We start from the raw sequence: 14,297 nt of genomic DNA, 5'->3' as shown, positions 1-14,297 counted from the left end.
CTCCTAGCGAATACACCATTCTCGGGACCAACGCCCGAGCGGTTCAACTCACTCGCATTTTGGCCGTCATCAGCCCATTCAGCAAGTTGCGAATGATAGCAAAACCCACGCCAGTGCGGGAGTCCTCTCTGCTTTTTTTTCAGCACCCCATTCGTCGCTGACCAGTGGATGTTTCTTTCACCTGACCAAGCCGCGCAATTCGCCATAACTTAATCATAATTCGATAGTTATGACGACCATGCAGGCTTTGGAAACCTCGTCATCGCTTTCATCCTGCAAAGGTCCGCCGCCCGTTGCTTGATGGACACGTAACCCCTTAGCATGGCCGCAATTGCATCGTGAATCTGACCTTTCAAAAAATCAATCTAAGACTGGCGCGGGAGTTCCGCACGGCCGTCGCCACTCGCACGGACAAACAGACCCTCTGGGTAAAAGTCACCCACGACGGCGGTGAGGGTTGGGGCGAAGCCGTGCCCATGGACACGTACGGTCAGACGTTGGAATCGGCGTCGTCCGCGCTCCAGGAGATGGCCGTTCTGCTGGCGGATCGGGATCCGTTCGAAGTCGAGCACATCGTTGCAGCGTTGCTTGAACGTTTCGACGGTCAGCGCGCGGCGGTGTGTGCGGTCGATGCGGCGCTTCATGACTGGATCGGCAAGCGGTTGGGGGTCCCCACGGCGCGGATGCTGGGCCTGTCGACGAAATGTATACCTGTTACTTCATATACGATCGGCATTGCCGATCCGGATAAGCTGGCCGAACGCGTGCGAGCGGCGGCCGGTTACCCCGTGTTGAAGATCAAGGTCGGCACGGCGCGCGACGAGGAGAATCTCGCGGTGATTCGCGCGACGGCGCCGAAGGCCGTGATTCGCGTCGATGCGAACACCGCGTGGTCGGTGGACGAGACCATCGCCAAGCTGCCGATGCTGTCGAAGTACGGCGTCGAGTTTGTCGAGCAGCCGATCACGCCGGGCGATGTGGAAGGATTGCGGCGCATTCGTGAGGCAGGGCTTCAAATGGGCCGCGACGCGGGCTTGGCGGGGAATCTCTGCCCGCTCGTGGCGGATGAAAGCTGCGTTCGGCCGCGCGACGTGGCGGCGCTGGCAGGCTGCGTGGACGGCATCAACATCAAGTTGAGCAAGTGCGGGGGGATTCGCGAGGCCTTGCGGATGATCGCCTTGGCGCGGACGTTTGAGATGAAGGTCATGCTGGGCTGCATGATCGAAAGCAGTCTGGGCATCGCGGCGGCGCTGCAACTCGCGCCGCTGGTGGACTGGCTGGATCTCGACGGGCATTTGCTGCTTTCCGAGGAGCCGTTCGAAGGAATCGGCGGCGCGGGCGGGCGATTGACGCCGGGTCGAAGTAGTGGGCTTGGAGTTCGGTTGCGACCCGTCCAATCCGATAACGCGCAAGAACCCGCCCGATAGGGATCGCCGGACACTTGGTCCGCTCCAAGAATCCCGCAGAGCCGCACGGCGGATCGGTCACTCGACCTGCCGCGAAGGCTGTTCCGGGTTTCTCCCGCCCCGACGCCTTTGTCGCGTAACTCGGCGTACTCCGTGCGTCGGCTTGCGTGCCGGCTCGACTCACCTCGCGACATTTTAGCAGGGGTTTTTGCATGCATGCGTCGATGGGTCCGCGCCCGCAAGGGGCGGTGTCCGGTTCGCCGGATCTTCCTCGCTTGAGTTACAAGTTTCAGCGGCTTCGGGAGCAACTGCGACAAGCGATTCTGACCGGCGAGTTGACCGGCCGCCTGCCGGGTGAACGCGCCCTGGGCCGGCGCTTCGAGGCCAACGCCAAGACGATCAACAAAGCCCTGTGCGATTTGAGCAGCGAGGGACTGGTCACCCGGCGCATCGGCCGCGGGACGTTCGTCATCAGTCCGGCGGCTGCGACCGAGAAATCTGCACGTGTCTATTCATGCCACATGCCCGACGCGCTGACCGCCGCGCCGCATCGCGCGGCCCTGATCGACCGCTTGCGCGCCGCGCTGGCGGCGTCCGGCCATCGCCTCGTGACGCTCGATCGCCCGCAGCGCGGTCGCGCCGCGGTGAAGATTGATCCGTCCGCCGTCGAGGATCGAAACGGCAACGGCCACGCGGCCGGGTCTCCTTCGCGAACCGTGGACGGGGTCTTTTGCATTCCGGCCGATCCGCTCGGCATGATGCAAGGCGAGCCGACGATGGATCTGCTCGCAGAGGTGCTCCGTCGGCAGTTGGCGTTCGTGCAGGTCGGCGCACCGTCCAGCGCGGGGAAAGTGTGTACAGTGGTACCCGATTACGTCGATGCCGGATTTCGCCTGGCGGAGTATTTGTACCTGCGCGGTTGCACACGCGTCGCCATGCTTGCGTCGGCCCTGGGTTCATCGGCGTTGAATCAGGTATTGACCGGCGCGCAGACGTGCGCCGCGCGCAGCGGGCGCGTGGCGGTTTCATGCGAGATCGCGTCGCCGCCCGCGTTGGTGCGCATCGCTTCCGGAGGCAGCGCGGAACCGATCGGCGTGATTGCGATCGGTGCGGCGTTGAAGGCGGTCCTCAACGACGCGTCGATGGTCGCTGCACGGCGCGGGAAGCGTATGGTGATGGCGGCGCTGGGTGAGCCGTGCGAGACGCAGGCGGTGGCGGCGAAGGTCACGTCGTATGACGTCGATGCCACACGGCTGACAAACTGGGCGGCGAAGCTGGCAATGGAACATCGCGCGGGGCAGCGACCGGTGGAGATCATCGTGCCGGGGCAGTTGTGCGTGCGCGACGGCGGGGCAGGTTTGCCGCAGCGTACTCCGACGGATGTGGCGGTGTAGCGCGATCCAACAACCGGTGTGGGAGAGGCCCGTCGCGCAGGCCGCGCGGCGGATGGCAAGGCCCGTGGGCGACCTCCGACGGGCCTTGCTTATGCGCGGAGGTCGCGAAACAAATCACGACGCGGGGCGTGAAATCGCGGTCAGTTGCTGAAACGGCCGCGCGGGGGCATAATGTTCGACGTGGTTGGCAAGGTAATACCGCCCGCGCGGAGCAAGTGAGGAACGCCGAACATGGGAGCCGTTCTCGACGCCCTGCACCGACTTCAGGAAGTCGAGCTTCAAATCGCCGACATCAACCGGGCCATCGCCCGCAAGGCGCAAGCCGTCCGGCGGCAGCAGCAGACCGTCGCATCGCTCGACGCCCAAATCGCAGCCCTTCAGCTCAAGCTGCGTTCCGAGCAGATGGACGCCGATCGGCTTGATCTCGACGTCAAATCGCGCGAAGCCGAGATCACCAAGCTTCGCCAGGCCCTGAACGCCGCGAAAACCAACAAAGAGTATTCCGCCGTCCTGATGCAGTTGAACACGACCAAGGCCGACAACTCGAAAATCGAGGAGGCGGCGCTTCAGAAGATGGCGCAGGTCGACGCCCGGCGCAAGGAAATTGCCGCGCTCCAGGAACAGCGTGCAGCCGAGGCGGCAAAAGTGGACGAGTTCCTCGCGGCGCAGAAGGCGGTCGAGGCGCAGTCGAAGGATCGGCTGGATAGTTTGAACGCACAGCGTGCCGAGGCGGCCGCGGGGATTCCAGCCGGTGTGCTTGATCTGTTCAACCGCGTGGCGGCGAAGAACGACGGCGAAGCCATGGCGCGGATCATCCGTACCAATCCGAAGCGCGACGAATACGCCTGCCAGGGTTGCAACATGAGCGTCACGGTGCAGCAGGTCAACGCCCTGCTGTCGCGTGACGAGGCCGTGAAGTGCAACGTCTGCGGGCGAATTCTCTACCTTGAATCCGGGGCGGCCGCCAGCCGGTAAGTTCATCCATGCGACTTGTGATCTACACCGACGGCGGGGCGCGGGGCAATCCCGGACCCGCCGGCGCGGGCGTGTCGATCTGCGATGAGGCGGGCAATCCGAAATATGAAGCCGGCTATTTTCTCGGTCACACGACGAACAACGTGGCCGAATACACGGGTCTGCTTCGCGCGCTGGACGTGGCTGTTGCGGCGGGGGCCACGGCGGTTCTCGTGAAGTCCGACAGCGAGCTGATGGTGCGCCAGCTCAACGGCGAGTACCGCGTGAAAAGCGAGAACCTCAAAGACATCTTCGACGCGATCATGAAGAAGCTGCGCGCGATCGGCGACTGGAAGGTGACCCACGTTTACCGCGAGTCCAATGAGCGCGCCGACGAGCTGGCCAACCGCGCGATGGACCGGCGCGAGGATCTAATCGAACTCGACGACCTGACGGGTGCCGCCGACCGGTAACCCGCGAAGCGGCGAATCGGCCCGGGCGTGGGTCTGCCGAACGCCGTTTTCGTCAAATCCCGCTATTATCTGAAGGGCCGATACGGCTGCCGCGGACCATCGGCGAGCTTGCGTCGCGCCTCGGCCGAACCGATAGACAACCGACTGCGCGAGCGTGCAGACCCGCCTCGCGAGACGGAACATCCATCGGAGAATCGGCCATGTTCATGACGCGGAGCTCGTCCGTTGATGGCGATACGCAACAACCGCCGGAGGAACTGGAGTTGGCGCCGGCCGTGGAGCGCCCGAGCTATCAGGAGCTTCCGCCCTGGTCGACCTGCGTGGAGGATTCACCCGTGAAACAGCCCCCGAAGATGGCTCGACGCAGTGCCTCGAGTGCAGCGCCATCGTTTGATCTGGTTCCCGGCGCGCGTCGCGCCGGTCCGCCGTTTCTGACGGCGTTCCTGTGGATCGGCGCGGCGGGCGGCTTGTTTTACACGAGCTGGGGGCGCGACGTGCTGCTGGGCCAGATTGCCGCGGTCGCGATCGGCTTGGGCGGTTTGCAGGGCCTGTGGCGCGGCGGGCTGCGGAAAGTGGTGATGCTTCCGTTGCTTGCCGTTGTTGCGTATGCGGTCGCGCGCCTGCCGGCGTCGCTGGGCATGCCGGGTGTGACGGGGTATCTCGTCGCGGGCGTCGCGGGCATGGTCGCGCTGTTCGTCGGTGCCACGACCGTGTCTCGCGTGCGGCGCAGCGCGGTCGAATCGCGCCCGATGCTGCATCGGATCGAACGCTGCATCGGCGTGCTGATTGGCGCGGCCGAGGGCGCGCTCATTCCGCTGGCACTTTGCTGGGCGGCGGTGGCGATTCGTCCGGCGGCGGCGCGCATCAGTGCCGGCGCCGACTCACGCATCACGCCGAATCAGCGGGCAACGGCCGACGCGATTCTGCGCATTGCGAACGAAGTCAGCTCGGTGGGCTTGTCAAATTTTGTCAATCGAACCAGCCCGATGGAGCGTATCCCCGCGCTGCGCGACGCCATCAACCAGTTCAATCGTGACGGGCAGATCAACCTCGATGAACTTAGCCCCGAGACGAAAGCGCGGCTGGAAGAACTGCTCAAGTTGATTCCGAGCGGCCAGGGGTTCGAAGCGTTGAATCAGTCGCAGTCCTCGGTCGAGCAGCGCCAGGAAGCATACGAGACTCTGCGCAAGCAGATGCAACGCGGGCGCTGATCCTGTCGCGGGGCCTGGGACCCGCAAATCAATCAAGTGTCAGATAAGTGACAGCCTCTCCCGCGCGGAGGCCCTCGGCAGGGTGTGGAATGAAAATCAGCGCCTCGGCACTCGCCAGGCCGATCGCGTCGCCCGATCCGCCCCACGCCATGAGTCGAACCTCCATCACGCCGTCGTCGCCATCATGCATCAACCCCGGCAGCACGGCCGGTCGAGAGTCCTTGTGCGGCGCGATCTCCTCGATCAGCCGTGCCGCTCGCCAGCGCGGCGGACCCCCGCCCAGTCCATGCAGCGCGTCCAGCAGCGGCCGCACCAATACGTGCATCGCGACAAATGTACTACCGGGATTGCCCGGCAGGCCGAACACGTGCTGCCCGGCAGGACCGCGGCCGTAGGCGACGGGTTTGGCCGGGCGCATGTTCACGCCGTGAAACAGCCATCGTACGCCGAGCGATTCGAGCGTCTGCGGCACGAGATCGAGCGTGCCCATCGACATGCCGCCGCAGGTGATGACCACGCGGCTTTGAAGCGCCGCCGCAAATCGCTCGCGCAACGCATCGGGGCGGTCTTCAACGATGCCGAGCGGCCGCGCGGTTGCGCCGAATCGTCGCACCAGCCCGGCGATCAGGATGCTGTTGCTTTCGACAATCTGCCCCGGTTTTGTCGAAGCGCCGGGGGGGACGAGTTCATCACCGGTCGAGACGATGGCGACGTCGGCTTGTTCGAACACGGTTGCATTCGTATGGCCCGCGGCGGCAATCGTCGCGACCTGCGCCGGTCCGATTCGAGTCGGCGCCGCGACGGCGACATCGCCCGCGCGCTGCGCGCTGCCGCGCGGGGAGACGTGCATGCCGGACCGCACGGGCTTTGCCAGCGAGACACGCGTTCCGTCCTGCGAAACGGTTGCATCCTCGATTCGCGCGACGGCGTCGGCGCCGCTCGGCATCGGCGCGCCGGTGTTGATTCGCACTGCCTGACCGGGTCGAAGCGCGGCGATGTCCACGTGGCCGGCAGCGGCGGTGCCGATGAGCGTCAGCGACGCGTTGGGGGCTGCGCAGTCTGCGGAACGAACGGCGAAGCCGTCCATCATCGCCTTGTCGAACGGCGGAAAATCGCCCTTGCAGGGAATCGCTTGCGCGAGCACGCGGCCTTCGGCTCGATCCAGCGAAACGGATTCGATCGGCAGCGGCGCGGCGTTGGCGGCCAGCACGGTCCAGGCGTCGGCCAGTTCGGTCAGCGGCCGGCCGTGGCGGTGCCAGATTGGTGGCGTTTCGGACATGGGTCACCCTCGCGGTCGATCGTCAAACCCGTTGGGATGCGCTCGGTGCCAGGCCCAGGCGCTGGCGATGATGTCGGCCAGGCGCGGCACCCGCGGCGTCCAGCCCAGCTCGCGCTGAAGACGCGACGAATCGGCGTACAACCGCGGCACATCTCCGGCGCGGCGCGGCGCCTCCACCACGGGGATCGCGTGACCGGTCACCGAGCGTGCCGTATTAATGACATCGTGCACGCTCGCGCCCTGACCCGTCCCCGTGTTGAACACGCGCCCGCGGCCCGGCTCGATCGCCGACATGGCGAGGACGTGCGCCGCCGCGAGATCGTCCACGTGAATGTAGTCGCGGATGCAGGTGCCGTCCGGCGTGTCGTAATCGGTTCCAAAGAGCGTCACGTGCGGCGCCTGCCCCAGCGCCACCTTCAGCACATTGGGAATCAAATGCGTCTCGGGGTCATGATCCTCGCCGATCGTCGCGTCCGCCGCCGCGCCGGCCGCGTTGAAATAGCGCAGTGCGACGTATCCCAGGCCCCAGGCCGCGGCGCTGTCGGCCAAGGCCCATTCGACGGCCAGCTTGGCGCGGGCATAGGGGCTTTCGGGCCGCGTCGGCAGATCCTCGGTGAGCGGCATTGTTTCGGGCGCGCCATACAGCGCGCACGTGCTGCTGAACACCAGGCGCTTCACGCCGGCGTCTTGCATGGCGCGAAGCAGATTCACCGAGTTGGCCACGTTGTTCGCATAGAACTTCAGCGGATCGCGCACCGATTCGCCGACTTCAATCGACGCGGCAAAGTGCATCACGGCGTCGACGGGGCGCAGTGCAAACACATCGCGCAGAAGGATCGGGTCTTCGAGATCGCCGACGATCAACTTCGCGGCGGGATCAACAGCGGGGGCGTGACCGGCCGAGAGGTTGTCCAGCACCGTGACGTCGTGCCGCGCAGCGCGGAGGGCGCGAACCGTGTGCGATCCGATGTAACCCGCGCCGCCGGTGACGAGGACGTGCATGAAAAATGCCCCGGCCGCCGGCGCGTTCGTCGCGCCGCGGCACAGGGCAAGAGCGTATCAAGAAGTGCGTGAAAGCTAAAGCGCGGGGCGCGAAGGGCCGCGCGATCGCGCTATTCGGCGGCGCGTGTCAATGCATCAGCGGGCTTTGGCTGGATCGTTCGACATATGCGCCTGCTTCGTCGTAGGCGAGCGCCTCTGCGCGCCTCGATTGTCCCTTGCCATGGCCAGTTCCCGCGCGCGAAGCGCCGCTGCCAGTGCCCGCGCTGATCCCGACGCGATAGATGATGTGCTCTCCGAGGGTAACCGGCTCCCGCTCCCGGAAGATTGCCGGGTCGTTCAGCGACTGCTCGAATCGGGAGGATTCGGCGTCATAAGGGTTCGGCTCGGAATTTCGCCAATGGATCAGGTAGCGGGCTCCGGCTCGCCGGGCGAGTTCGTCCACGTCGGACCAAGAGGTCGTCTGCCGTGCCGAGTGCGGCCGCCGGGCGACGCGCAAGATCGGATTCGGCCGGTACATGGCGATCTCGGCGCCGGCGGTGGTCAGAAGCAATTCGTCCGGCGTTGTGTGATCGCGCAGCCAGGCAATCACCGGGCTGTCGCGCGTCGTGACCACGTAGCTTTCCGGCGACGGTTCGGATGTCCAGCGGAGGAGGGCGGTCGCTTGCGCGGCGCAGAGAAGCAACGTCGCGGCAACACCCGTGAATCGCGACAGATCAGCTCGCGCAGTGCAAGCTTCGTTGGAGGCGCGCATGGCTCCCGACGTGGCCCAGACTGTGAGCAGGAGCGTCACGACGGGCAGCACGACGACAAAGTATCGTGCCTCGGCCATGAGGCCCTTGCCGGCGGTGGCGGCGAAGATGAGCGCGGCATAAGCGATGAGAAAGGTCAGCACGAGAAGGGATCCGGCGGCGTGACCGGTCCCGCCGGGATCGATCGCGGCGGAATCCGGGACGATTGGCTGTCTCGGTCTCGTCCACCCGCGCCAGGCATTCCACAGGGCCAAACCGATCAGCACGAGGAGCAGGCCGACCTGAAGCGGTCGCAGCAAAGCCAACAGGCCGGGGTAAAGCGACTTCCATCCGAACCACTCCGAGAGAACGTTGCGCGGCACTTCGCGCAGATTGGCGATCAGCGAATAAGGGCCGTTGGGAAAGGAGGCGACCGCTGAACCCGACAGGAGTCGATTTCTTAACACCCATCCGCCGATCGCGACGGCGAGCGGACCGGTCGCTGGAATAAGCATCGCGAGGCCGGTTCGCCGGCCGAATCGCCGCCGGGTCCACAGCGCCGCGACCGCCAGCGCCGCGCCGAGCGATGCCCCGGGCAGGCGCACGAGAAAGGCCGTCGCGCCGAGCACGCCGGCCGTGAGCAACCACGCTCCGGCCGTTCGAGCGCGGGGGGCGGTCGCCCCGCGCGAAGCGGCCATGAGGGTCAGCAGCACCATTAACAGAAAGAGCGGCTCGGCCAGGACGACGCCGGCGAATCGCAGGACGGGGAAGCAGCAGGCGGCCGCGGCGGCACAGAGCGCAGCGCGGCCGGGAGTCGTCATTCGGCACGCCAGGCCGAACAGTGCGAGGGGCAGCAAGTAGAGCGCGATGCCGGCGACGCGTCGCGCGCCGTCGTAGGCGGAACAGCCCGATTTGATCATCGCCGCGATGGCGGCTGTATAACCCGGTGGCCACATGGTCGTCCGCGTGGGCAAATGAGCGGTTTCATAGACCGGGTCCCAGTAGGCCCACCGGTGGGAAAGACCTTTGCCGTCCGCGAGGCGCTGCGCTGCGTCGAGAAACGTGACCGAGTCGGGTTGCAACCCGCCGCGCCAGCTGCCGGCCCAGGCAACGAACCCGATCAGGACGATCGTCACGATCAGAATGAGCGAGGCGGCGATTCGCCGTGTGCGTTCAAAGCTTGAAGGGTGGTGTCGGCAATCGGTCATGGAAGCGTGAGCGTAATCCATGTTTGGATGCAATCGGGACTAGCAGGAGCCGTTCGGTCGCGCTCAACAGGCGAACACGGCAAGGGTTCGCGAAGCGACGGCGGAGGCGTTCACGTCGAACGGCGGTTCGACGTGAGCGGATCAAGCCCGCGCCACATAACACTGGGTCCAGAGCAGGCCGTCAAGCGGCGTGCCGCGCAGGGCGGACTCCAGCCACTGCTCCAGTCGCAGGCCGACGCGCCCGGTGAGTTCCGCGATAAAGGGGAGGTAGAGCGCCAGCTTGTAATGATCGACAATTGTCAACCCTGCCTCGGTGATCAGGCGGCGACACATGCCGGCGGTCAGCAGGTTGCAGTGGGTCGATTCGACGACGGGCTCGCGGTAGATCATCCGCACGATTTCGATGATGCCCGGCAACAGGGCAATCTTGCACATCATTTCCATCGTGCTGTATTTTTGCGGCGTGGAGAGCACCAGCACGCCGCCGGGGCGAAGCAGGCGGCGCATCTCGCGCAGACCCGCCGGCGATCCGGGGATGTGTTCGATGACCTCGGTGCAGAGGATGAGATCGAAATGGCCGGTCGGCAGCTTTGACGCGGTGATGTCATCCTTGAGCGGTTGCAGATTCGGCAGCCGGGAGGTCAGGGTCTTGGCTTTTTCGAGGTATGCGTCTTCGATGTCGGCGGCGACGACTTCGTCGGCCATGGCGCAAAGGGTCGGCAGGTACGTACCCGAGCCGGGGCCGATCTCCAGGGCGCGATGACACGGCGCGGGCTTGTGACGCTCCAGGGCCGACAGCACCCATTCCAGCCGCTGGGTGTGCAACCAGCGGCGCGTGGGATTACGCGACGTGTAGAGCGTGTCCTGTAGCTCGACAAGATTCACGGAGGTGGCCATCTCGGCGCGGCTCCCAGGTCCGAAGCGTCGTTCCTCACCGCGTCAGGATGCGAGGCACTCTGACAGGACGCTGGCGACGTAATCGATGTCTGCGTCGGCCAGCTCGGGGAACATCGGCAGGCTGATGCACTCGTCGGCGATTCGCTCCGCCACGGGGAAATCGCCGCGCTGGTGCCCGAGGTGGGCCAGCGCCTTCTGGAGGTGCAGCGGGATCGGGTAATGCAGTCCGACGTTGACGCCGGCGGCGGTCAGCTTGTCCTTCACGGCGTCGCGGTTTTTCACGAGTACAACGTACAGATGATACACGCCGCGCGACCAGTCCGGCTCGCGGGGGATATCCACCAAGCCCTTGTCTGCAAGCGGTGCCAGCTTTTGTGCGTAGCGCGCGGCCGCCCGGCGGCGTTGCTCGGTCCAATTTGGCAAATGTCGCAATTTGACGCCGAGCACCGCGCCCTGGAAGCCGTCCATGCGATAGTTGTAGCCGATGCGATCGTGATGGTAGCGCTGCGCCTGGCCATGATCGCGCAGCGAGAGGGCGATCTTCGCGAGCGCGTCGTCGTTGGTGGTGAGCGCGCCGCCTTCACCGTACGCGCCGAGGTTCTTGCCGGGATAGAAGCTGAAGCACCCCATGACCCCGAGGCTGCCGACGGTCTTGCCCTTGTATTGCGCGAGGTGTGCCTGCGCGGTGTCTTCAATCACCGGAATGTTGTGCTTCCTCGCGATGGCGAAGATGGCGTCGAGATCGGCGGGCTGGCCGTACAGGTGAACGGGAACGATGGCCTTGGTGCGCGGGGTGATGGCGGCTTCGAGTTTTTTCGGATCCAGATTGCGCGTTGCGGGATCGACATCGACGAGCACCGGCGTCGCGCGGGCGTAGACCGCGCCCCAGACGGTGGCGATAAAGGTCATCGCGGGCACAATCACTTCGTCACCGGGGCCGATTCCGAGGCAGTCCATGGCGAGATGCAGCGCGCTGGTGCCGGTGTTGAGGGCGATGCAGTGTTTCGCGCCGACGGCTTTGGCGAAAGCGTCTTCAAATGCCTTGACCTTTCCGCCGAGGATGAACTGCGTGGTCTCGCAGACTTCCTTCAGTTCGCGCTGGATTTCATCAGCGAGCGGGAGGTACTGCGCCTTGAGATCGAGAAACGGAATGTTCTTCATGGGTGACTCTTTGCCTGGGGTTGAACAGGGCGCCCGCCTGGAGCGCGTTCGACGCGACCCATCCGGCGCAGGCGCAGACGGAATAATTCGACAAACGTACGAACCAGCAGGGAGACTTTTGCGCCGGTGCTCTGGCCGGTGGTGCGCGGGTGATGCGGCAGGTCAATGGTGGCGATTCGCGCGCCCATGCGATGGGCCTGCACAAGCAACTCGGTATCAACCATGGGCGTCGTGCTGACGATCGTGGCGCGATCCAGCACGCTGCGACGGTACAGCTTGACCCAGTGCAGATCGCGCTGCCAGACGCCGAAGAGCAGGCCGACCAGCATCTCATCGAAGGCCGACACCATTCGGCGCATCGGCGGGTCGTGCCGGTCGGGCCGGCGGATCATCACCACGTCGGCGTTCGATTCGATCATGCGATCCATCGCCTTGGGGAGGTCTTCGGGGGCAAACTGCAAATCGGCTGGCAGTATCACTGCCACGTCGCCGATCGTCTGACGGTAACCATCGGTGAGCACCGCCCCGATGCCCAGATTCGTCGGGTGTTGATGAACGCGAACTTCCGCGATCTCGTCGGCCAGGCGCGCCGCGATTTCCCGGCAGCCGTCGGTCGAGCCGTCTTCGATGATGACGATTTCAAACGGCTCGCCTCGCGCGCGCAGCACGGCCACCGTCCGCCGGACCATCGCCTCCAGCGATCCGGACTCGTTGTAGCACATGACGGCGACCGACCACTTCGGAGATGCCATCATGTTTCCTTGTCGCCGACGGGGCCGAGGATGCGCGCCGGATTGCCGGCGACGATCATGCCGGCCGGCACGTCCTTGGTGACGACCGCGCCCGCGCCGACGATCGCGTTCTCGCCGATGGTGACATCGCAGAGGATGACGGCACCGCTGCCAATGCCGGCGCGTCGGCCGACGCGCGTGCGGCGGCACTCCCAGTCGGCGGCGGTTTTGATCGTGCCGTCGGGGTTGGTGGCGCGGGGGAATCGATCGTTGATGAAGACGACGTGGTGCCCGACGAAGACTTCGTCTTCGATCGTGACGCCTTCACAGATGAACGTATGGCTGGAGATTTTGCAGTCGCGGCCGATCACCGCGCCGCGCTGGATCTCGACGAACGTTCCGATCTTGGTTCGATCGCCGATCTCGCAGCCGTAGAGGTTGACGAAGGCGTAAATCTGCACGTCCTGGCCAAGCTTCACGTCGGGCGCGATGCGTTTGTAGTCGGGTGGGTTCATGTTGTGACTCGCTGGGGGCGGCCGCTGCCGCGCTTAGAGCATTCGGCGGTCGCCGGTTTCGATGGACGCCTGCGCCGCCGCGAGAATCTTCACCACCATCAGGCCGGCGGCGCCGTCGGTGATCGGCGACTTGCCTTCGCGGATGCAGTGGACCACATGCTGCGCCATGCGCCGCAGGGCCTCGTCGTTGGAAATCGCGGGCGCGTACATGTCGCCGATGCGATACTGCACGCGCGCCTGATGCACGCCATCGATGCCGTGCAACTCCACGCCGCGGTCGTATATCTTGATCTTCTCGGCCACCTGGTTGTCGTCGTACACGGCCATGCGCTTGCTGCCGCCGATGAACACCTGTCGCACCTTCACCGGGCTAAGCCAGTTGACGTGGCAGTGCGCGAGCACGTTGTCCTCGTACTGCACCGTCAGGTAGGCCATCGTCTCGACCGGTTGGCCCGCGTGCCGCGCGCCGACCGCCTGCACCCACTTCACCTTGCGGTTGATCAGGTACTGCATGATCGACACGTCGTGCGGGGCGAGATCCCACAACACGCTGATGTCCGACTGGAACAGGCCGAGGTTGATCCGCACCGAGTCGTAATAACAGACGTCCCCCAGCTCGCCGCGCTTGATCACGTCGCTTAGTTTCTCAACGGCCGGGTGATATACAAATGTATGATCCACCGCCAGCACGCGGCCGGCCTTCTTCGCCAGGTCCACCAGCTCCTCGGCCTGCGCCGGGTCGCTGGTCAGCGGCTTCTCGACCAGCACGTGCTTGCCTTGGTTCAGCGCGGCCTTGGCCAGCGGGTAGTGCGTGTGCACCGGCGTCGCGATCACCACGAGGTCCACGCCCGGTGTTCCGAACAGTGCTTCGGCCGATTCAACCGTGGCGGCCGCCGGGTACTGTCGCCCAATGCGTTCGAGACGCTTCGGGTCTTTGTCGCAAACGGCCGCGAGCTTCGCGCCGTCGGTCGATGCGAAATTGCGTACGAGATTCGGACCCCAGTAGCCCAAACCCATCACGCCCACTCCGATCATGGTGACGCCTCCTGGTGCGATGGGCCTGGCTCGGCCCGCGCGTCATAGCCCTCGAACCCGCCCCCTCACGGTTGCGGCTCCGAACGGCAACCCGCTCCTTTGCGGTCGCCGTGCATCCCGGTTCGCGAGCGGCGCGCCCGGTTCAGCGGTTCTTCCCGCATACATCGTTTGGGTCCTGCCCGGCCTTGACGATCGGCCGCCCCCCGCTACGAGTTGCCCACAGAGGGCGATTGTATACGCCTCGTCGCCGGCGCGGCAAGCAATTCACAGGTAGTGTTTGGAGGGAGTTGCCGCGGGAAATAT

At 65.3% G+C, this 14,297-nt stretch carries 13 protein-coding genes; 5 read left to right on the top strand and 8 right to left on the bottom strand.

The genetic code is table 11. The features are described from left to right. The first annotated feature begins 338 nt into the window (after positions 1-338). From HRU71_08210 to HRU71_08190, 5 genes are all read left to right on the top strand, one after another. Positions 339-1,427: a dipeptide epimerase gene (locus HRU71_08210; protein QOJ03467.1), complete on the top strand. Its 1,089-nt coding sequence runs from the start codon at positions 339-341 to the stop codon at positions 1,425-1,427. Positions 1,428-1,681: 254 nt separating this feature from the next. Next, positions 1,682-2,800: a GntR family transcriptional regulator gene (locus tag HRU71_08205; GenBank protein ID QOJ03466.1), complete on the top strand. Its 1,119-nt coding sequence runs from the start codon at positions 1,682-1,684 to the stop codon at positions 2,798-2,800. Positions 2,801-3,031: 231 nt separating this feature from the next. After that, the gene (locus HRU71_08200) at positions 3,032-3,775 is read left to right on the top strand and encodes a hypothetical protein (protein QOJ03465.1); all 744 of its coding nucleotides are present in this window, start codon (positions 3,032-3,034) and stop codon (positions 3,773-3,775) included. Between the two features lie 8 nt (positions 3,776-3,783). Continuing rightward, complete coding sequence (locus tag HRU71_08195) at positions 3,784-4,227, top strand: ribonuclease HI family protein (protein QOJ03464.1); 444 nt, start codon at positions 3,784-3,786, stop codon at positions 4,225-4,227. Between the two features lie 200 nt (positions 4,228-4,427). Beyond that, positions 4,428-5,438 (top strand): CvpA family protein, encoded by a 1,011-nt coding sequence (locus HRU71_08190; protein ID QOJ03463.1) that lies wholly within the window; start codon positions 4,428-4,430, stop codon positions 5,436-5,438. 28 nt (positions 5,439-5,466) lie between these two features. On the opposite strand, the gene HRU71_08185 is transcribed toward HRU71_08190, so the two are convergent. From HRU71_08185 to HRU71_08150, 8 genes are all read right to left on the bottom strand, one after another. Further along, complete coding sequence (locus HRU71_08185; GenBank protein ID QOJ03462.1) at positions 5,467-6,717, bottom strand: molybdopterin molybdotransferase MoeA; 1,251 nt, start codon at positions 6,715-6,717, stop codon at positions 5,467-5,469. 3 nt (positions 6,718-6,720) lie between these two features. Next, the gene (galE, locus tag HRU71_08180; GenBank protein QOJ03461.1) at positions 6,721-7,719 is read right to left on the bottom strand and encodes a UDP-glucose 4-epimerase GalE; all 999 of its coding nucleotides are present in this window, start codon (positions 7,717-7,719) and stop codon (positions 6,721-6,723) included. 127 nt (positions 7,720-7,846) lie between these two features. Next, positions 7,847-9,655, bottom strand: a complete 1,809-nt coding sequence (locus HRU71_08175; GenBank protein QOJ03460.1) for a hypothetical protein — start codon at positions 9,653-9,655, stop codon at positions 7,847-7,849. A 141-nt stretch (positions 9,656-9,796) separates the two neighbouring features. Further along, the gene (locus HRU71_08170) at positions 9,797-10,552 is read right to left on the bottom strand and encodes a methyltransferase domain-containing protein (protein ID QOJ03459.1); all 756 of its coding nucleotides are present in this window, start codon (positions 10,550-10,552) and stop codon (positions 9,797-9,799) included. Between the two features lie 42 nt (positions 10,553-10,594). Then, on the bottom strand, positions 10,595-11,713 hold the full coding sequence (locus HRU71_08165) for a DegT/DnrJ/EryC1/StrS family aminotransferase (GenBank protein QOJ03458.1): 1,119 nt from the start codon (positions 11,711-11,713) through the stop codon (positions 10,595-10,597). Further along, positions 11,710-12,468 carry a glycosyltransferase family 2 protein gene (locus HRU71_08160; protein ID QOJ03457.1) on the bottom strand — a complete coding sequence of 253 codons (759 nt, stop codon included), beginning with the start codon at positions 12,466-12,468 and terminating at the stop codon, positions 11,710-11,712. The genes HRU71_08165 and HRU71_08160 overlap by 4 nt, the downstream gene beginning before the upstream one ends. Further along, positions 12,465-12,959 (bottom strand): N-acetyltransferase, encoded by a 495-nt coding sequence (locus HRU71_08155; GenBank protein QOJ03456.1) that lies wholly within the window; start codon positions 12,957-12,959, stop codon positions 12,465-12,467. Before HRU71_08155 ends, HRU71_08160 begins: the two co-directional genes overlap by 4 nt. Positions 12,960-12,992: 33 nt before the next feature. Next, positions 12,993-13,994, bottom strand: a complete 1,002-nt coding sequence (locus HRU71_08150; protein ID QOJ03455.1) for a Gfo/Idh/MocA family oxidoreductase — start codon at positions 13,992-13,994, stop codon at positions 12,993-12,995. Positions 13,995-14,297 lie beyond the last annotated feature (303 nt).

The organism is Planctomycetia bacterium (assembly GCA_015200345.1).
Classification (GTDB): domain Bacteria; phylum Planctomycetota; class Phycisphaerae; order UBA1845; family UTPLA1; genus PLA3.
This window is presented reverse-complemented; position numbering and strand designations above follow the sequence as displayed.

Bases quoted from the DNA above. Each gene is read 5' to 3' on its own strand.
- HRU71_08150 (QOJ03455.1), bottom strand. From the start codon at position 13,994: ATGATCGGAGTGGGCGTGATGGGTTTGGGCTACTGGGGTCCGAATCTC.
- HRU71_08185 (QOJ03462.1), bottom strand. From the start codon at position 6,717: ATGTCCGAAACGCCACCAATCTGGCACCGCCACGGCCGGCCGCTGACC.
- galE (QOJ03461.1), bottom strand. From the start codon at position 7,719: ATGCACGTCCTCGTCACCGGCGGCGCGGGTTACATCGGATCGCACACG.
- HRU71_08155 (QOJ03456.1), bottom strand. From the start codon at position 12,959: ATGAACCCACCCGACTACAAACGCATCGCGCCCGACGTGAAGCTTGGC.
- HRU71_08160 (QOJ03457.1), bottom strand. From the start codon at position 12,468: ATGATGGCATCTCCGAAGTGGTCGGTCGCCGTCATGTGCTACAACGAG.
- HRU71_08200 (QOJ03465.1), top strand. From the start codon at position 3,032: ATGGGAGCCGTTCTCGACGCCCTGCACCGACTTCAGGAAGTCGAGCTT.
- HRU71_08195 (QOJ03464.1), top strand. From the start codon at position 3,784: ATGCGACTTGTGATCTACACCGACGGCGGGGCGCGGGGCAATCCCGGA.
- HRU71_08190 (QOJ03463.1), top strand. From the start codon at position 4,428: ATGTTCATGACGCGGAGCTCGTCCGTTGATGGCGATACGCAACAACCG.
- HRU71_08175 (QOJ03460.1), bottom strand. From the start codon at position 9,655: ATGACCGATTGCCGACACCACCCTTCAAGCTTTGAACGCACACGGCGA.
- HRU71_08170 (QOJ03459.1), bottom strand. From the start codon at position 10,552: ATGGCCACCTCCGTGAATCTTGTCGAGCTACAGGACACGCTCTACACG.
- HRU71_08165 (QOJ03458.1), bottom strand. From the start codon at position 11,713: ATGAAGAACATTCCGTTTCTCGATCTCAAGGCGCAGTACCTCCCGCTC.